We start from the raw sequence: 17,003 nt of genomic DNA on the forward strand, positions 1-17,003 counted from the left end.
GCCCCCGGTCGGACGGTCACGCGGAGATCGGCGCCCGCGGAGATCGGCGCACGCGGACCCTCGCTCCGCCGCCGGTCAGCGTTCGGCGGCCAGGTCCGGGGCTTCCGCGCGCGTGGCGGCGGGGGCCGGGGCGGGGCGGGGGGACTCGCGCCAGGTGCGGTCGAGCGGGTGGGAGAAGGGGCGCCACCAGGGGTCCGTCGGGAGGGGTCCGGCCGGTTCGAAGGGGGCTCCGGGGAGTGGCAGGGCCACGGGCTGGTCGGCGTCACCGGCCGCGTCCAGGGACCATTCGGCCGGTTCCGCCCAGGGGTGGGGGGCGAGGTTGAAGGTGCCCCAGTGGATCGGGAGGAAGATCCCGTGGGGGGTGCCGCCCTGGAGGTCGAGGTGGGCGCGCATGCCCTCGGCGGGGGTCATGTGGATGTCGGGCCAGTACTCGCTGTAGGCGCCGATCTGGATCATGGTGGCGTCGAAGGGGCCGTGCTCGGCGCCGACGTCCTTGAAGCCGGGGAAGTAGCCGGTGTCGCCGCTGTGGTAGATCCGGTGCCGCTCCCCGGCCACGGCCCAGGAGGCCCACAGAGTGTGCTGCTGGTTGCGCAGGCCGCGGCCGCAGAAGTGACGGGCGGGGGTGGCGGTGAGGGAGAGCCCGCCGACGCGGGCGGTCTCGTTCCAGTCCAGCTCGTGGAGCCGGTCCGGGGAGACGCCCCAGTGCTCCAGGTGGGCGCCGACGCCGAGCGGCACGGCGAAGACGGTGTCGCCGTCCGCGAGCGCCTTGATCGTGGGCATGTCCAGGTGGTCGTAGTGGTCGTGGGAGATCACGATCACGTCCACCGGCCCGAGGGAGGCCAGGGGGACCGGGGCGGGGTGCAGCCGCTTGGGTCCGGCGAAGGGGAAGGGGGAGCAGCGCTGCCCCCAGACAGGGTCGAAGAGGACCCGGTGGCCGTCGATCTCGGCGAGGACGCTGGAGTGGCCCATCCAGGTGAGGCGCAGTCCGCTCGCGGGCGGGACGGACAGGTCCTTCAGGGTGGTCGGGTGGACCGGGATCGCGGCGGCCGGGGCGCGACGGACCCGCTCGTCCTTGCGGAAGTAGATCTTCGCGAACTCCGCCATGGAGCCGGAGGGGCGCCGCTGGGCGGCGACCGGGTTCTGGAAGATCCCGTCGGCGAACTGGGGCGAGCGGCGGATCCGCTCCATCCGTGCGCCGGCGGGGTCCGCGCCGAAGGCGGGGGTGCGCAGCGAGCGGAGTCCGGAGCGGAGGGATCGGGAGCCGGGCAAAGCGCCTCCTGGGGCGGTGGAGCGGGTCGGTACGGCGGGGCGGGCGCGCGGAGAGGTCCGCCCGCTGCCCCTCCCTGTCCAACGCTCCCCCGACCCGAAGGATTCCGGCGGCAGGACCCGCCGTGTTCCCGGGCGCGGGTGCGGGCGGCCGGTGGCGGAGGGGACCGGGGTCCCTCCGGGGCCGACGGCCCGCACCCGCGCCCGGGTGTACCGGGGTGGCGGCGGCCGTGTTCGGGTCGTTACAGCGGCAGCAGGTCGGGGCGCTTGGGTTCGACGTGGTCGCCGGAGGACTCGCCGCGGAGGCGGCGGCCGATCCAGGGGACCAGGTGTTCCCGGGCCCAGTGGATGTTGTCGCGGGTGACCTCGGCGGAGCCGCGGGGCTGCTGCGGCGGCCAGGGCTGGTCCGGGTCGGCGGGCACCTCCAGGCCGAGGACCTGGGCGGCGCGCAGGGCGACGCGGGTGTGGCCCTCCGGGGAGAGGTGGAGCCGGTCGCCGTCCCAGGCGCGGCGGTCCTGGACGGTGCGCAGGGACCACAGGTCGAGGACGGGGCAGCCGTAGCGGTCGGCGATGGCCCGGACGTGCGCGGAGTAGGTGGCGACCTTGCCGCGGAGGTGCCGCAGGACGGGGACCCCGCGGGTGTCGAACCCGGTGGTGATCATGACGGTGGGGACGGCGCCGGTGAGGTCGGCGACGGCCTCCTCGAAGCGGGCGGCCACGTCGTCGGGGTCGGTGCCGGGGCGGATGATGTCGTTCCCGCCGGCGCAGAAGGTCACCAGGTCGGGGGCGAGCTCCTTGGCCCGGGGCACCTGCTCGGCCACGATCTGGTCGAGGAGCCGGCCGCGCACCGCGAGGTTGGCGTACCGGAAGTCGTGCTCCTCGCGCCGGTCGGCGAGGAGCACGGCGAGCCGGTCGGCCCAGCCCACGAAGGAGTCGCCGGGGCCCGGGTCGCCCACGCCTTCGGTGAAGCTGTCACCGAGGGCGACGTACGAGCCGAAGGGTTCGGCCAGGGTCGCGAGGGCGCTGCCGTGAGCGCCGTGAATGAGGGGTATCGATTCGCCTGCCACGACAGCACATCATTCACGGCGGGATGTGACCTACGCGACCGTAGGCAGGGGTTGACGTGGCGTGATCTGTACCACCGGGTCAGTTCAGGCCATGACCGTTTCGCCGGGAATAACACGGTATGGAGGCATCCGGACAGGGAGGAAAACGGCCCGGGGGCCGGAATCCCCCTCGGATTCCGGCCCCCGGGCCCCTGACGGCGATGACCGTCAGATGCTCACCCCGTGACCGCGCAGGTAGGCCAGCGGGTCCACGTCCTGCCCGTAGGAGGGGCCGGTGCGGATCTCGAAGTGCAGGTGCGGTCCGCTGGAGTTGCCGGTGGAGCCGGACAGGCCCAGGGCGGTGCCGGCGGAGACGCTCTGCCCGGAGGACACGCTCAGGGAGCTGAGGTGCGCGTACTGGGAGTAGCGGCCGTCGGCGTGCCGGACGATGACCTCGTTGCCGTAGGCCCCGGCCCAGCCGGCCGAGACCACGGTGCCCGCGCCGACCGCCTTCACGGTGGTGCCGGAGCCGACCGCGAAGTCCACACCGGTGTGGTAGCCGCTGGACCACATGCTGCCGCCCTGGCGGTACTGGGTGGTGACCTGGGCGTCGACGGGGGCGGTGAAGCCGGAGCCCTGCTGCTCGCCGGAGGTGTTCTCCTCGGGGGCGGACTCCTGCTCCGGGGCGGACTCGCGCGGTGCGGTGGCGGTCCGCTCCGCGGAACGGGCGGCGCGCTCGCCGCCGGTGCCGTCCTCGGAGGAGACGCCGCGCTCGGCGCTCTTCCGCTCGGGGGCCGGGGCGGCGGCGCGCGGGGCGGCGGCCTCGCCGGCGCCTGCCGCGGACCTCCCGCCGAGGGTGAGCTTCAGGCCCGGGTGGATGAGGGCCGGGTCGGAGCCGACGGCGGCGCGGTTGTCCGCGTACAGCTGCTCCCAGCCGCCCTTGACGCCCTCGCTCGCGGCGATGGCGGAGAGGCAGTCGCCGGAGACGACGGTGTAGACCTGCGGGGCCTTCTTCGCGGCGGCCGGAGCGGCCTGGGAGGCGGCCTGCCCGGGGAGCCGGTCCACGGCCTTCGGGGCCACGGCGGTGGCCTGGGCCGGGGCGGCGTGGGCGGTCGCGGCACCGAGGAGCGGCAGCGCGAGCGCGGCGCCGCCGGTGCCGGCCGCGACGAAACCGCGGCCGATCGGGCTGGACTTGGGGCGGCGGTGCTTGCCCTTTCCGGGCATGGCGGATTCCTCTCCGGCGCCTGCGAGGTGAGCTGTCGGGTTCGGACTGGAGCTGTCCGGCCGTGCGCGGACGCACGGCTTCACCCCAAGCCCGCCGGACGGATCCGGCGGGCGCGTTACCTGGTTCCCCCGCTCCTGCCGCACGTGTTGGACGGATGCGGTTTCCGGGCGGCGGCAGGATTCGGCGTTCCACCCGGCTCGGCCGTGACCGTAATCGAGTGCGGCCGGACGGAACAAGCCAGGAATTCCCCAAGGGAATGCGGACGGAAAATGATCAATGGAATTCCCGTCACACTCCGTCTATTGCGACCGTGTAACAGGCGCCTCCACAAGGGAATTCGAAGAACGCCCGCCGACACTCACGGTCACCGTATGATCTGGCTCACCAGCCCCGGGCGCATCTACCCCGGCACAGCGGCAACTTGACGCCAAGTAGCGCAATTCGGACATCCCACCGGACCGCGAGGAGCCCACGTGACCCAGCCCCTACCGCAGACCCCCGCCGCGGAGCCCACCCTCACCGGGATCCGCAACTTCCGCGACGTGGGCGGCCTTCCGGCCGCGGACGGCCGACGCGTCCGCCACGGACATCTCTACCGAAGCGGACATCTGGCGCATGCCACCGAAACGGACACCGACTATCTGAACTCGCTCGGACTCCACACCGTCTTCGACTTCCGCAACGCCGCCGACCACGCCATCGAGGGCCCCGACGTCACCCTGCCCGGCGTACGGAACGTCAACATCCCCCTCTCCGACCCCGCCGACGGCGGGGAGTTCTGGCGCCTCATCCGCGAAGGGGAACTCGACCGGCTCCGCGAGCTGCTCGGAGAGGGGCGAGGGGCGGACCGTATGTCCGCTTCGTACCGGAAGATGGTCCGGGAGCGGACGGCCGAACACAGCCGCGTGCTGCACGCCCTCGCGACCGGCACCGTCCCCGTCCTCATGCACTGCGCCGCCGGGAAGGACCGCGCCGGGCTCTCGATCGCCGTCACCCTGCTCGCGCTCGGCGTGGACCGGCGGGCCGTCACGGCCGACTACCTGGAGTCCAACGCCCCGCACCGCCGCTACCGGACCGTCCCCGGCAGCGCCCCCGAATCGCGCTCCCCCGAGGTCACCGCCCTCCTCAGCCCCCTCTTCGAGGCCCGCGCCTCCTACCTGGAGGCCGCCTTCGCCCTCATCGACGAGACCTGGGGCGGCACCGAGGGATACCTCCACGAGGGCCTCGGTCTCACCCCGGACACCCTGGACGGGCTGCGCGACCGCCTGCTGGAACCCTGATCGACGAAGGCGGGCGGGCCGGGACGGGCGGATCCGCCCGGCACCCGCCCGCCCCGCCGGACCCCACCCGTCAGCGCTGCGCCACCGCCTGCTTGACCAGCGTCCGACCGAACTCCCAGATCAGCCCACCACCCCCGTGCGCCTCGTCCATCACCGCCCGGAAGGCCCCCACGAACCGGTCCACGTCCGCCTCGTCCAGCACCAGCGGCGGGATCAACTTGATGACTTCGAGGTGGTCCCCCGAGACCTGCGTCAGGATCCGGTGCCGCTGGAGCAGCGGGGCCACCACCATCTGGGCGAACAACCCCTTGCGGGCCGCCTGGAGCATCGTCCACCGGCTGCGCAGCCCCAGGGACACCGGCCGGCCGAACTCGATCCCGATCATCAGCCCGCGCCCCCGCACCGCGTGCAGCAGCTCGTACTCGTCCACCAGCGCGGCCAGTCGCCCGCGGAGCAGGTCACCCAGGCGCCGGGCACGCGCCACCGTGCCCTCCCGCTCCATCACCGACAGCACCGCGAGTCCCGCCGCCATCGCCTGCGCGTTGGATCCGAAGCTGGCCGAGTGCACCAGCACCCGGTCCATCGAGGAGTACACCTTCTTGAAGATCCAGTCCTTGCCGAGGGTCGCCCCCACCGGCACGTAGCCACCGGAGAGCGCCTTCGCCACGCACACCAGGTCCGGCTCCACCCCCTCCTCGTGCTGGTAGGCGTAGAAGTCCCCGGTCCGCCCCAGCCCGGTCTGCACCTCGTCCGCGATCAGCAGCGCCCCGTGGGCGTGCAGCAGCTCCTGGGCGGCCCGCAGATAGCCGGGCGGCGCCTCGTGCACCCCCTTGCCCTGCACCGGCTCCACGATCAGGGCGGCCACGTCCCCGCGGCGCAGCTCCCGCTCCAGGGCCGCGAGGTCCCCCAAGGGGATCGCCGTGTCCGGCAGCAGCGGCCCGAAACCGTCCCGGAAGCCCCCCTCCCCGTTGACCGAGAGGGAGCCGGTGGTCAGCCCGTGGAAGGCGTGCGCGCAGTACAGGACCCGGCCCCGGCCGGTGGCGCGGCGGGCGAACTTCAGGGCGGTCTCCACCGCCTCGGTGCCGCTGTTCCCGAAGAACACCCGGTCCAGGTGCGGGCTGTGTTCCAACAGCCGCTCGGCGAGCAGTCCGGGCAGCGGCGGGCAGTCGAAGCGGGTCAGGTCGGCCAGCTGCGCGTCCAGCACGTCGTGCAGGGCCCGCCGCACCACCGGGTGGTGCCGGCCCAGCCCCATCACCCCGAACCCGGCGAGCATGTCGAGGTAGTCGTTGCCGTCCTCGTCCCAGAAGTGCGCGCCCTCGGCCCGTACGTACACCTTGTCGAAGCCGATGGTGTGCAGCATCCGGGGCAGCTGGTGGTTCAGGTGACGGGCGTGCAGTTCGTACCGCTCACCGCCGCGCTCCGCGAGCAGCCGCCCGAGGTCGAATTCCCCGCTCGGAGGCGTCCCGTCCGGTCCGCAGCTCCCGGTCGGGGAAATTCCCGCCGGTTCCTCTTCCTGTTCCTGCCCTGCCATTTCCTCACCCCTTCCGCACGGGCCGCGGCCCGTGCTGTGATCACGGGAATTCCCGGCACGCGGCCCCGCACCCCGGGAAACGGCCATGATCGCCGTTTCCCGGGGTGCGGGAATTCCGCGGGTGCCTCGGACGGGCGGTCAGTCCCGGTTTCCCGAAACGGTTTCCCGGGCCGCGCGGATGGATTCCCGGAGGGAACCCATGGTGGCGAGGACGGCGGTGGGTTCGTACCCGCAGTGCGCCATGCAGTTGGCGCAGCGGGGGTCCTTGCCGCGACCGTAGCGCTCCCAGTCGGTGTCCTCGACGAGTTCGCGGTAGGTGGGCACGTACCCGTCGCTCATCAGGTAGCAGGGGCGCTGCCAGCCGAAGAGGGAGTAGTTCGGGATGGCCCAGGCGGTGCAGGGGAAATCCGCCTTGCCCTCCAGGAAGTCCAGGAAGAGCGGGGAGTGGTTGAGCCGCCAGCGGCGGCGGTTGCCGCCCGCGAAGGCCTTCTTGAACAGCTCGCGGGTCTGCTCGACCCCCAGGAAGTGCTCCTGGTCCGGCGCCTTTTCGTAGGCGTAGGCGGGCGAGATCATCATCTCGTCCACCTTGAGCTCGTCGTTGAGGTAGTTGAGGACCTCGATGACGGTCTGCGGGGTGTCGGTGTTGAAGAAGGTGGAGTTGGTGGTGACGCGGAAGCCGCGGCGCTGGGCCTCCTTGATGGCCTCGACGGCCTCGTCGAAGACGCCCTCCTTGGCCACGGACTCGTCGTGGCGCTCGCGCAGCCCGTCGATGTGCACGGCGAAGGCGAAGTAGGGCGAGGGGGTGAAGTTCTCGATCTTCTTGCGGAGCAGCAGGGCGTTGGTGCACAGGAAGACGTACTTGCGGCGCTCCACGAGCTGGCGGACGATCTCGTGGATCTGCGGGTGCATGAGGGGTTCGCCGCCCGCGATGGACACCATCGGCGCGCCGGACTCCAGCACCGCGCCGACGGCCTGGGCCACCGGCATGCGCTGTTTGAGGACGCCCGCCGGGTGCTGGATCTTCCCGCAGCCCTCGCACTTGAGGTTGCAGGCGAAGAGCGGTTCCAGCTCCACGATGAGCGGGAACTTCTCCCGCTTGCGGAGCTTCTGTTCGAAGAGATAGGTCCCGACCCTGATGGACTGTCGCAGTGGCATGGCCATCTGGCTCACCTCCTGGGAAGCAGCAAAGAACGGTGCCAGTCGAAGAATGCAGGCAGGACGGCACGAAGGACGCGGAAGGCCGATATTCCACCGCGTAGCGTGCCGATGCGGACGAGCTCGTGCCCCGGGGCGTCCACGATCACCCGGACGGCCGCCACCGGGCGCCCGGGGTGACCCCGGGTGGCCGTCCACAGCGTGGCGGCCGACTCCATGTCCACGGCCACGGCCCCGCCGGCCCGCAGCCGCGCCCGCTCCGGGCCGCGGACCACGTGGTCGGAGCCGATGAGCGGGCCGGTGTGGACGGTGCGGCCGGGCAGGGTCCGGGACAGGGCCCGGACGAGGGAGGGCAGCTCGGTGCCGGGCACGCTGCCCCGGGGGTCGCGGGTCTCCTCGGCGACGACCAGGTCGCCGGGGCGCATCCCGGGGAGCAGTCCGGCGCAGAAGCCGGTGGCGAGGACGGCGGCGCCGTCCAGGCCGGGGCGGGTCAGGGCCTCGGTGAGGGCGCGTTCCGCGGCGGCCGGTCCCATGCCGGTGCGCAGCAGGGTGTGGTCACCGGGTGCCCCGGCGCGGGTTCCGGTGCGCAGGGCGAGCGCCTCGATGCCGAGGGCGCAGGCGATGAGGAGGGGGCCGGGGGCGGTCATGCCGGGGCCTCCGGTGCGGGGGCGGAGCGGGTGGCGGCCGGGTCCGGTGCGGGGGTGCGGCCGGGGACGGCCGGGGCTTCTCCGTACCGGTAGCGGCCGAGGGCGGTGAGCGGGAAGACCTGCCGGTACAGGTGGTAGTTGATGGAGAAGTCCCAGGGGAAGCCGGTGCCGGTGAAGTGGGGTTCGTCCCAGCTGCCGTCGGGGCGCTGGGTGGTGGTGAGGTGGCGGATGCCCCGGCTGACGGCGGCGCCGCCGCGTTCGCCGGCGGCGAGGAGGGCGAGGAGGGCCCAGGCGGTCTGGGAGGCGGTGGACTCGCCGCGGCCCGCCCAGGTGCCGGGGTCCTGGTAGGAGCGTTGGTCCTCGCCCCAGCCGCCGTCCTCGTTCTGTACGGACTCCAGCCAGGCCACGGCCTTGCGGATGGCGGGGTGTCCGGGTGCGAGGCCGGCGGCGGTGAGGGCGGGCACCACGGAGCCGGTGCCGTAGACGTAGTTGGTGCCCCAGCGGCCGAACCAGGCTCCGCTGGTCTCCTGTTCGGCGAGGAGCCAGTCGACTCCGCGGCGGGTGCGGGGGTCCTGGGCGCGGCCCTCGGCGGCGAGCATCTCGACCACGTGGGCGGTGACGTCGGCGGAGGGCGGGTCGATGACCTCGCCGAAGTCGCAGAAGGGGAGTCGGTTGGGGAGGGTGCTGGTGTTGTCGGCGTCGAAGGCGCCCCAGGCGCCGTTGCGGGACTGCATGCCGAGGGTCCAGGACACTCCGCGGTCGATCGCGGCCTCGGCGCGGGCCCGGTCGGGGTGGTGGATGCGGCGGAGGGCGAGGATGACCTCCGCGGTGTCGTCGATGTCGGGGTAGTTGTCGTTGTGGAACTCGAAGGCCCAGCCTCCGGGGGCGAGTCCGGGCCGCCGCACGGCCCAGTCGCCGGTGCGGCCGATCTCCTCGCCGATCATCCAGTCCCCGGCTTTGACCAGGGCGGGGTGGTCGGGCGGGAGGCCCGCGTCGGCGAGGGCGATGGCGGCGAGGCAGGTGTCCCAGACCGGGGACTGGCAGGCCTCGATCATGCGGGCGCCGTCCTCGCGCCAGACGGCGAAGCGGTCCAGGGAGGCGAGTCCGGCGCGCATCACGGGGTGGTCGAGCTCGTAGCCGAGGAGGTGGAGGGCGATCAGGGAGTAGACGGCGGGCGGTTGGATGCCGCCCCAGCAGCCGTCGTGTTCCTGGCGTTCGATGATCCACCGGGCGGCCCGGTCCATGGCCGACCGGCGCACCGCGCGGGGCGCGAACCGGTGGTAGACGCGCAGGGCCCGGTCCAGCCGGTGGAAGACGCCGTCCCAGCTGAGGGCGGGGGGTTGCGGCCGGGCGGGGCGGGGGTCGCGGGCGTCGGTGTGCAGTTCGTCGAGGGCGAAGGGGGCGGGGCGCACCGGGCGGAGGGCGGAGACCACGGTCAGCGGGACGATGGTCTGACGGGCCCAGCAGCCGAAGTCGTAGATGTTGAGCGGGACCCAGCGCGGGAGGAAGACCAGCTCGGGCGGGACCTCGGGCAGGTCCTCCCAGCGCCACCAGCCGAAGAGGGCCAGCCAGATGCGGGTGAAGACGCGGGCGGCGGCGAGGCCGCCGTGGGCGCGGATCCAGGCGGAGGCGCGGCTCATGTGGGGGGCGTCCGGGGCGTCCCCGGCGAGCCGGAGCGCCACGTACGCCTCGATGGTGGCGGAGAGCTCGGGCGGACCGCCGTGGAAGGTGGCCCAGGTGCCGTCGGGGCGCTGTTCGCCGCGGATGAAGCGGGCGGAGGCCGCGGTGACGGTGTCGTCGGAGATGCCGAGGAACTGGCGGAGCAGCAGGTCCTCGGCGTCCATGGTGACGTTGGTCTCCAGGTCGCCCTTCCACCAGCCGGCGGCGTCCTGGCGGGCCAGGAGGTTCCGGGTGGCGCGGGCCACGGCTTCCTCCGCGGCCCGCTGCAGTGCGCGGTCGGGCCGGTCGGCGCCGGGCGCGGCCCCGTTGCTTCCGTCGGTCGTCGCTGTCATGCCTTCCCCTTCCCGCAGTGTCCTCTGCTGTGCTGGGGTCCGGCGTCGGCCGGTGCCGTGGGCTCAGGGGCCGTGGGCACCGACCGGTGACGCGCGGTTCATCTCCAGGAGGCGATCATCGCTTGCGCACGACCACAAAGTCCGCGAGCGCCACGAGCTGATCCCGGATCCGTGCGGGCATGTCCACCTCGTCGAGTGCCCGGATGGCGATGGCGTGTTGACGCCGGGCCTCCTCCGCGGTCCACTCGCGGCCGCCCGCTTCCTCGATGAGGGCGGCGCGGGCGGCGAACTCCTCCTCGGAGAAGGTGTCGAAGTCGGCGCTCTTGGCGTCGGCGGCGAGGAGGGTGCCGAGGCGTTCGGAGGCCGGGCCGCCGGCGGCGAGGGCGGCGACCACGGGCAGGGACTTCTTGCGCTGGCGCAGGTCGCTCCAGGTCTGCTTGCCGGTGGACTCGGGGTCGCCCCAGATGCCGAGGAGGTCGTCGACGGCCTGGAAGGCGAGGCCGAGGTGGTAGCCGTACTCCTCCAGCTTGTCGGCGGTGCGGTCGTCGGCGCCGCCGAGGACGGCTCCGATGGAGACGGCGCAGGCGAGCAGGGCGCCGGTCTTGTTGCCCTCCATTTCGAGGCATTCCTCGACGCTGACGCGCTCGCGGTGCTCGTAGGAGATGTCCTGGGCCTGGCCGTCGATGAGCTTGCGGGTGGCGGTGGTCAGGCGGCGGGTGGCGCGGCCCGCTTCGACGGTGCCCAGCTCCAGGAGGAGTTCGTTGGCGAGGGCGAAGAGGGCGTCGCCGACGAGGATGGCCTGGGCGGGTCCGTGGACCTTCCAGACGGTGTCGCGGTGGCGGCGCTGCTCGTCGCCGTCCATGAGGTCGTCGTGGAGCAGGGAGAAGTTGTGGACCAGTTCCACGGCCACGGCTCCGGGGACGCCGGCTTCGGCGGGGGCGCCGGCGGCTTCGGCGGAGAGCAGGGCGAGCGCGGGGCGGACGGCCTTGCCGCCGTCGCCGTCGGAGGGGTTGCCCTGGGCGTCGATCCAGCCGAAGTGGTAGGCGGCGACGGTGTCCATGGGCGGGGCGAGCCGGTCCACGGCCGCGCGGAGCACGGGGGTGGACAGGGCGCGGCCGCGCTCCAGCAGGGCGAGCGTGTCCGCCTGCGCGGTGCCGCCCGCGGGCCCTGCGGCGGGGGCGGTGCCCGCCGTACGGTCCGCGTTGTCGACAGCCGGGTTGCCCGGGTTCACTGGCTCTCCTCTGGTTCCTGTACGTACCGTCGTGCCGGTCGTGCTGATCGTCATGCCGCCTCCTGGGGGGTGCCTCCGGTGGGGCCGGAGGGCCGGGTTTCTCGGGGACGGCCGAGGCCGGTGAGGGCGGCGCGCGCGGCGGTGCGGCCGCTGCGGACGGCGCCCTCCATGGTCGCGGGCCAGCCGGTGGCGGTCCATGCTCCGGCCAGGTAGAGGCCGGGGGTGCGGGTGCGTGCCGCGGGGCGGAGCCTGCCGACGCCGGGGGTGGGGGCGAAGGTCGCCGTGCGCTCCCGGGTGACGAAGAAGTCGCGGACCTTGGCTCCGCGGGCGGCGGGCAGCAGCCGTTCGAGTTCGGGCAGGTACTTGGCGCGCAGGACGGCGACGGGTTCGTCGATGTCGGTCTGCGCGGCGGACTGGGACAGGGCCAGGTACTGGCCGTCGGTGAGTCCGGAGGTGTCGGTGCGGTCGAAGACCCACTGCACGGGCGAGCCGAGGGCGGCGAAGAAGGGCCGCTTGAGGACCTTGCGGTCGTAGACCACGTGGACGTTGAGGATGGGCGCGGTGCCGATGTCGAGGAGGGCGTCGGGGTCGTCGAGGGCGCCGGCCGGCAGCAGGCCGTGGGCCTCGCGCTGGGGTACGGCGAGGACGACGGCGTCGGCGTCGAGGAGTTCGGGGCCGGCGGGGGTGTCGGCGGCGACCTGCCAGCCGCCGGCGGCCGTGCGGGTGAGGCCGGTGACGCGGGCGCGGGTCTCGGTGCGGACGCGGGCGGCGTCGAGGGCCTTGCGCGGGAGGGTGTCGTGGAGGTCGCCGAGGGGGACGCGGGCCCAGCCGATGTCGGCGGCGCCGGGCTCGGAGAGCAGTCCGGTCTTGAAGACCATGGCGGCCAGGGCGAGGGAGCACTGGTCGGCGGTGGCGTTCAGGGTGGCGATGCCGACGAGGTCCCAGAGGGCGGCGACGGCGCGCGGGGACTGGCCGTGGCGGCCGAGCCAGGTGGCGAAGTCGATGCCGTCGAGGGCGGGGTCCTCGGGGTCGAGGGCGCGCAGGGCGAGGGCGGCGCGGCCCACGGCGGCCCGTTCGGTGAGGGACAGGTGGGGGTAGCCGGCGAGGGCCCCGGCGAGGTGCAGGGGGACGGGCAGGGCGGTGCGGCGCAGCCGGCCGAGGCGGGGGCCCTTGGGGTGGGCGACGTCGAGGACGGGGACGTCGAGGCGGTCCTGGAGGGGGGCGAGGGCGGTGCCGCCGACCCGTTCGAGGAACCAGCGGTAGGCGGTGCAGCAGCGGAGGTACACATGCTGGCCGTTGTCGACGGTGAGGTCACCGCGGGTGAAGGAGAAGGCGAGGCCGCCGAGGCGCGGGCGGCCCTCCAGGAGGGTCACCCGCAGTCCGGCCCCGGCGAGTTCGAGGGCCGCGGTGGTGCCGGCGAGGCCGCCTCCGACGACCACGGCGTGCTGCGCCGTCATGCGCCCTCCCGGGGTGCGGGGTTGCGGGGCGGCCGGGCGGCCGCCCCGGTGGGAGACGCGTCCCCCGGGCGGGGGGTTGCCCCTCCGCGGCGGGGTCGTGCGCGGTGGTGCGTTCCGGTCCGCGCCATCAGGCCCGCCTCCTGGCGGTCCGGCGGGAGACGGTCCGGGCGTCGAGCCCGGAGAGCCCGCGCACGGCGACGTACGCCTTCTCGCGGACGGGCAGGGAGACCCGGCCGCGCAGCACCGCCTCGGGCTCCCGCTCGATGCGGTCGAGGAGGCGGCGGTAGATCCCGGCCATGGCGGCGACGCAGGCGCCGCTGCGCCGGTCGAGCATCGGGAGGAGCCGGTAGCCCTCGGCGAACAGGCTCCGGGCGCGCCGTACTTCGTGGTGGACGAGCCCCGCGAAGTCCGCCCCGGCGGGGGCGGGTCCGGCCGCGAGCAGGGCGGGCTCGCAACCGAACTTGGCGAGGTCCTCGGCGGGCAGGTAGGTGCGGCCGTTCCCGGCATCTTCCCGGACGTCGCGGAGGATATTGGTGAGTTGGAGGGCCAGTCCCAGCGTGTCGGCGTACTCGGAGGCGCGCGCGGCCTCGCGTGCGCCGGGTCCGGTGGTGTCGACGGTGCCGAACACCCCGAGGGAGAGGCGGCCGATGGCGCCGGCCACGCACCGGCAGTAGACCTTCAGGTCCTCCCAGGTCTCGTAGGTGGCCCCGCGGACGTCCATGAGGACGCCGTCGATGAGTTCGTCGAGGCCGCCGAGCGGGATCGGGAAGCGGGAGGCGGCGTGGTCGAGGGCCACGGCCACCGGGTCGGTGTCGTCCTCGGCCACGTCTCCGGCGCGGACCCGGGCGAGCAGGGCGCGGGTGTCCTCCAGGCGGGCGAGCTTGGCTTCGGGGGGCAGCGGCCCGTCGCCGATGTCGTCGACCCGCCGGGAGAAGGCGTACAGGGCCGACATGGCCTGTCGCTTCTCGGCGGGGAGCAGGCGGATGCCGTAGGCGAAGTTGCGCGCCTGGGTGCCGGTGACGGCCTCGCAGTAGCTGTAGGCGGCGAGTACGGCGGCGGATGCGTGCGGCTGGCCCTCCACTGTGGGGCTCACCCCTCTCTCGGCGCGGTGCGCAGGACGGCGACCACTGCGCGGAGCAGGCCGGCCTTGGTGGGCTTGGGCGGTCCGGGTGCGACGTCGAACCCGGCCTTCGCGATCGCGTCCAGGGCGGCGTGTCCCCCGCCGGTGAAGCCGGCGAGGAGCAGCCGGAGCCTGCCGTGGACGCTACCCACGAGCGGGGCGCCTTCATTCAGCAGCTGCCGGGCGCGTTCGGCTTCGTAGGCGACCAGGGACCGGACCGAGGCGTTCGCGACGGGGGCCGCGAGGTCGGCCTCGGTGACCCGGAAGCGGTCCATGTCCTCGGCGGGCAGGTAGATCCGGTCCCGGGCGAGGTCCTCGGTGAGGTCCTGGAGGTGTTCGGCGATCTGGAGCGCGGTGCAGATCCGGTCGGAGTGCCGGATGCGCTCGGGGGTCGCGGTGCCGGTGATGGCGAGCACCAGCCGGCCCACGGGGTCGGCGGACAGCCGGCAGTAGGCGAGCAGGTCCTCGTACGTGGCGTAGCGGCGGACCCGCTGGTCCCGGCGGTTGGCCTCCAGCAGGCCCAGGAAGGGGTCCGGGGTGAGGGAGTACCGCCGGACGGCCGGCCGGAGGGCGCGGAGCAGCGGGTGGCCGGGGGTGCCGCCGTCGAAGACCCGACCGAGGTCGGCTTCGAGGGCGTCGAGGAGGGCGAGGCGGTCCTCTGCGTGCTCGGGCGGGACGCCCAGGTCGGCGGCGTCGCGGCCGCCGGGGGCGAGGTCGCCGTCGCCGATGTCGTCGACGAGCCGGGCGTAGCCGTAGACCGCGGTGAGTCCTTCGCGCCATGCGCGGGGGACGAAGAAGGGGGCGACGGGGAAGTTCTCCCCGGCGGCCTTGTCGAGGGTGGCGCGCGCGTGGTCTTCGGTGCGGAGGCCGTCCGCCGGGGTCACCGGCCGCCGCCCTCGGCGGGGACGGCCCGGTTCCGCGGAGCCGGGTGGGTACCCGTAGCCATTGCCGTCACATCTCCCGTTCTACACCGTGGACCCAATACATCCCATTTCGGACACGCCGCCCGTCCGTAGCCGGAAGGGGCCTTCACAGATGGGGTGAATCGTCCTTACTTGCCGTGATTGGGCACCGCTACAGCTTACGTTGTACAAGGCACGCGGGCCGCACCGGGTGCTCGTCCGGTCACCGGATGTCGCGCACAGCACGGGACCCCCACCGCGACGAGCGGAAGGGGTCCCGTGGCCGTCCGGAGGAGCCGCTAGCGGCTCGTCTCCTTCTCGTACGCCTTGACGACCTCCTCGGTGGGGCCGTCCATCAGGAGCTCGCCCTTCTCCAGCCAGAGGACCCGGTCGCAGGTGTCGCGGATCGACTTGTTGCTGTGGCTCACCAGGAAGACCGTGCCGGCCTCCTTGCGCAGCTCGCGGATCCGCTCCTCGGAACGGATCTGGAAGCGGCGGTCACCGGTCGCCAGCGCCTCGTCGATCATCAGAACGTCGTGGTCCTTGGCCGCCGCGATCGAGAACCGCAGCCGGGCCGCCATGCCGGAGGAGTAGGTGCGCATCGGCAGGGAGATGAAGTCGCCCTTCTCGTTGATGCCCGAGAAGTCCACGATCCCCTGGTAGCGCTCCTTGATCTGCTCCCGGGACATGCCCATCGCCAGACCGCCGAGCATCACGTTGCGCTCGCCCGTGAGGTCGTTCATGAGGGCGGCGTTCACGCCGAGCAGCGAGGGCTGCCCGTCGGTGTACACCTTGCCCGACTCGCAGGGCAGCAGCCCGGCGATGGCGCGCAGCAGGGTGGACTTGCCGGAGCCGTTGGAACCGATCAGCCCGATGGCCTCGCCGCGGTAGGCGGTGAAGGAGACCCCGCGCACCGCGTGGACCTTGCGGACCCCGCGCGCCTCGTCGGTCTTCTTCTTGCCGCGGAGTATCTTGCTCAGGGCCGCGGTGGCACTGCCCCGCCCGCCGCCACCGGCGTTGACCCGGTAGACGATGTGGACGTCGTCCGCGATCACGGTGGGGATCGGGGCCCCGTTCGGCGCGGTGCCCCCGGGGCCCGCCTGGATGTGCATGTCAGCCACGGCCGTAACGCTCCTCAGCCTTCCAGAAGTACACGAAGCCGCCGATGCCGACGACCACGGCCCAGCCGAGCGCGAAGGCCCAGACGTGCGGGGGCAGGAACGACGAGTCGTACTTGTCGATCAGGGCGAACCGGATGAGGTCCATGTAGATCGCGGCCGGGTTCCACTGGAGCACGTCCGCCACCCAGACCGGGGCGTCCTTCAGGTAGACCCCGATGGAGAACATCACGCCGGAGGCGTACATCCAGGTCCGCATGATGAAGGGCATCAGCTGGGCGAGGTCCGGGGTCTTCGCACCCATCCGCGCCATGATCATGGCCAGACCGATGTTGAAGACGAACTGCAGGCACAGCGCCGGGATCACCAGCAGCCAGGACAGCTTCGGGTAGTTGCCGAAGCCCACGGCCACCGCGAAGACCACGATCATCGAGTACAGCAGCTGCTGGAGCTGCTGGAGCGAGAACGCGATCGGCAGCGAGGCCCGCGGGAAGTGCAGGGCGCGCACCAGGCCGAGGTTGCCGGAGATGGCGCGCACGCCCGCCATCACCGAGCTCTGCGTGAAGGTGAAGACGAAGATGCCCATCACCAGGAACGGGATGTAGGTGTCCTGGTCCATGCCGCGGCCGGCCTTCAGGATCAACCCGAAGATCAGGAAGTACACCAGGGCGTTCAGCAGCGGGGTCGCCACCTGCCAGATCTGCCCCAGCTTGGCCTGGCTGTACTGGGCCACCAGCTTCGCGGAGGAGAAGGCCACGATGAAGTGGCGGCGGCCCCACAGCTCCTTGACGTAGGCGGTGAGCCCGGGTCGGGCACCGCTCACCGACAGGCCGTACTTCGCGGCGAGCTCCGCCGGGGTCAGCCCCGCGTCGGGAGACGGCGGCGTGCTCGTGGCGAGGGCGCCGTCGTGGGTTGTGTCACTCACAAGTTGAAACTTTCGTCTTCAAGATGCGCAGCAAGGGCGGACATCGGGCGCGGTGCCCCCGGCCCGGGTGGAGTCCCCGGGTCCGAGG

General features: G+C 73.2%; 14 protein-coding genes and 1 riboswitch. Of the genes, 1 reads left to right on the top strand and 13 read right to left on the bottom strand.

Annotation, left to right across the window (positions count from 1 at the left end; translation table 11 throughout):
• Positions 1 to 75: 75 nt before the first annotated feature.
• The 3 genes from ABTZ17_RS02340 to ABTZ17_RS02330 all read right to left on the bottom strand — a co-directional run bounded on the left by ABTZ17_RS02340 (position 76) and on the right by ABTZ17_RS02330 (position 3,536).
• Positions 76 to 1,269, bottom strand: a complete 1,194-nt coding sequence (locus tag ABTZ17_RS02340) for an MBL fold metallo-hydrolase (RefSeq protein ID WP_352193537.1) — start codon at positions 1,267 to 1,269, stop codon at positions 76 to 78.
• 239 nt (positions 1,270 to 1,508) lie between these two features.
• Positions 1,509 to 2,276 carry an SGNH/GDSL hydrolase family protein gene (locus ABTZ17_RS02335; protein ID WP_352193582.1) on the bottom strand — a complete coding sequence of 256 codons (768 nt, stop codon included), beginning with the start codon at positions 2,274 to 2,276 and terminating at the stop codon, positions 1,509 to 1,511.
• A gap of 264 nt (positions 2,277 to 2,540) precedes the next feature.
• Positions 2,541 to 3,536, bottom strand: coding sequence for a LysM peptidoglycan-binding domain-containing M23 family metallopeptidase (locus ABTZ17_RS02330; RefSeq protein WP_352193538.1), 996 nt, complete (start codon positions 3,534 to 3,536; stop codon positions 2,541 to 2,543).
• A gap of 4 nt (positions 3,537 to 3,540) precedes the next feature.
• Positions 3,541 to 3,700: riboswitch (cyclic di-AMP (ydaO/yuaA leader) on the bottom strand.
• A 310-nt stretch (positions 3,701 to 4,010) separates the two neighbouring features.
• On the opposite strand from ABTZ17_RS02330, the gene ABTZ17_RS02325 reads away from it, so the two are divergent.
• On the top strand, positions 4,011 to 4,817 hold the full coding sequence (locus tag ABTZ17_RS02325; RefSeq protein ID WP_352193539.1) for a tyrosine-protein phosphatase: 807 nt from the start codon (positions 4,011 to 4,013) through the stop codon (positions 4,815 to 4,817).
• A gap of 70 nt (positions 4,818 to 4,887) precedes the next feature.
• Here the strand turns inward: ABTZ17_RS02325 and ABTZ17_RS02320 are convergent, their stop codons facing one another.
• From ABTZ17_RS02320 to ABTZ17_RS02275, 10 genes are all read right to left on the bottom strand, one after another.
• Positions 4,888 to 6,348 carry an aspartate aminotransferase family protein gene (locus tag ABTZ17_RS02320; RefSeq protein ID WP_352193540.1) on the bottom strand — a complete coding sequence of 487 codons (1,461 nt, stop codon included), beginning with the start codon at positions 6,346 to 6,348 and terminating at the stop codon, positions 4,888 to 4,890.
• Between the two features lie 138 nt (positions 6,349 to 6,486).
• A complete protein-coding gene (gene hpnH / locus ABTZ17_RS02315) occupies positions 6,487 to 7,509 on the bottom strand; it encodes an adenosyl-hopene transferase HpnH (protein ID WP_352193541.1) in 1,023 nt (340 codons plus the stop codon).
• Positions 7,510 to 7,514: 5 nt separating this feature from the next.
• Positions 7,515 to 8,150 (bottom strand): 5'-methylthioadenosine/S-adenosylhomocysteine nucleosidase family protein, encoded by a 636-nt coding sequence (locus ABTZ17_RS02310; RefSeq protein WP_352193542.1) that lies wholly within the window; start codon positions 8,148 to 8,150, stop codon positions 7,515 to 7,517.
• The gene (shc, locus tag ABTZ17_RS02305; protein WP_352193543.1) at positions 8,147 to 10,162 is read right to left on the bottom strand and encodes a squalene--hopene cyclase; all 2,016 of its coding nucleotides are present in this window, start codon (positions 10,160 to 10,162) and stop codon (positions 8,147 to 8,149) included. Before shc ends, ABTZ17_RS02310 begins: the two co-directional genes overlap by 4 nt.
• Positions 10,163 to 10,277: 115 nt before the next feature.
• The gene (locus ABTZ17_RS02300) at positions 10,278 to 11,447 is read right to left on the bottom strand and encodes a polyprenyl synthetase family protein (RefSeq protein WP_502994575.1); all 1,170 of its coding nucleotides are present in this window, start codon (positions 11,445 to 11,447) and stop codon (positions 10,278 to 10,280) included.
• The gene (gene hpnE / locus ABTZ17_RS02295; protein WP_352193544.1) at positions 11,444 to 12,850 is read right to left on the bottom strand and encodes a hydroxysqualene dehydroxylase HpnE; all 1,407 of its coding nucleotides are present in this window, start codon (positions 12,848 to 12,850) and stop codon (positions 11,444 to 11,446) included. The genes ABTZ17_RS02300 and hpnE overlap by 4 nt, the downstream gene beginning before the upstream one ends.
• Before the next feature lie 127 nt (positions 12,851 to 12,977).
• Complete coding sequence (hpnD, locus tag ABTZ17_RS02290; RefSeq protein ID WP_352193545.1) at positions 12,978 to 13,943, bottom strand: presqualene diphosphate synthase HpnD; 966 nt, start codon at positions 13,941 to 13,943, stop codon at positions 12,978 to 12,980.
• Entirely contained in the window at positions 13,940 to 14,854 is a 915-nt protein-coding gene (gene hpnC / locus ABTZ17_RS02285) for a squalene synthase HpnC (RefSeq protein ID WP_352193546.1), read from the bottom strand. Before hpnC ends, hpnD begins: the two co-directional genes overlap by 4 nt.
• Positions 14,855 to 15,171: 317 nt before the next feature.
• Entirely contained in the window at positions 15,172 to 15,984 is an 813-nt protein-coding gene (locus tag ABTZ17_RS02280) for an ABC transporter ATP-binding protein (protein ID WP_352193584.1), read from the bottom strand.
• A 1-nt stretch (position 15,985) separates the two neighbouring features.
• On the bottom strand, positions 15,986 to 16,915 hold the full coding sequence (locus ABTZ17_RS02275) for an ABC transporter permease (RefSeq protein WP_352193547.1): 930 nt from the start codon (positions 16,913 to 16,915) through the stop codon (positions 15,986 to 15,988).
• Positions 16,916 to 17,003: the final 88 nt, after the last annotated feature.

Origin of the sequence: Streptomyces sp. NPDC097619 (genome assembly GCF_040302735.1) — a bacterium.
Taxonomy (GTDB): Bacteria; Actinomycetota; Actinomycetes; order Streptomycetales; family Streptomycetaceae; genus Streptomyces.

Excerpts from the sequence above, each read along its gene's own strand:
- shc (WP_352193543.1), bottom strand. The coding sequence starts at position 10,162 with ATGACAGCGACGACCGACGGAAGCAACGGGGCCGCGCCCGGCGCCGAC.
- ABTZ17_RS02320 (WP_352193540.1), bottom strand. The coding sequence starts at position 6,348 with ATGGCAGGGCAGGAACAGGAAGAGGAACCGGCGGGAATTTCCCCGACC.
- hpnH (WP_352193541.1), bottom strand. The coding sequence starts at position 7,509 with ATGGCCATGCCACTGCGACAGTCCATCAGGGTCGGGACCTATCTCTTC.
- ABTZ17_RS02310 (WP_352193542.1), bottom strand. The coding sequence starts at position 8,150 with ATGACCGCCCCCGGCCCCCTCCTCATCGCCTGCGCCCTCGGCATCGAG.
- ABTZ17_RS02330 (WP_352193538.1), bottom strand. The coding sequence starts at position 3,536 with ATGCCCGGAAAGGGCAAGCACCGCCGCCCCAAGTCCAGCCCGATCGGC.
- ABTZ17_RS02280 (WP_352193584.1), bottom strand. The coding sequence starts at position 15,984 with ATGCACATCCAGGCGGGCCCCGGGGGCACCGCGCCGAACGGGGCCCCG.
- ABTZ17_RS02300 (WP_502994575.1), bottom strand. The coding sequence starts at position 11,447 with ATGACGATCAGCACGACCGGCACGACGGTACGTACAGGAACCAGAGGA.
- hpnE (WP_352193544.1), bottom strand. The coding sequence starts at position 12,850 with ATGACGGCGCAGCACGCCGTGGTCGTCGGAGGCGGCCTCGCCGGCACC.